Raw genomic sequence first — 301 nt, 5'->3', positions numbered from 1 at the left:
GAAACAGCGGTGCGCGATCTATACGCGCAAGTCCTCCGAGGAAGGGCTGGAGCAGGAGTTCAACTCGCTCCACGCCCAGCGCGAGGCCTGCGAGGCCTTCATCGCCAGCCAGCGATCGGAAGGCTGGGTGCTCGTCCGCGATCAGTATGACGACGGCGGCATCTCGGGCGGGACGCTGGAACGCCCGGGCCTGAAGCGTCTGCTGGAGGACATCGAGGACGGGCTGGTCGACGTGGTGGTCGTCTACAAGATCGACCGCCTCAGCCGCTCGCTGGCCGATTTCGCCAAGCTGGTCGAGGTG

Annotated in this window: 1 protein-coding gene; it reads left to right on the top strand. The window is 66.1% G+C overall.

From position 1 onward, the window contains the following. A partial coding sequence (locus DRV85_RS18835) for a recombinase family protein (protein WP_147238902.1) occupies window positions 1–301 on the top strand: 301 nt, incomplete at both ends.

This window comes from Rhodosalinus halophilus, assembly GCF_003298775.1.
GTDB lineage: Bacteria > Pseudomonadota > Alphaproteobacteria > Rhodobacterales > Rhodobacteraceae > Rhodosalinus > Rhodosalinus halophilus.
This window is presented reverse-complemented; position numbering and strand designations above follow the sequence as displayed.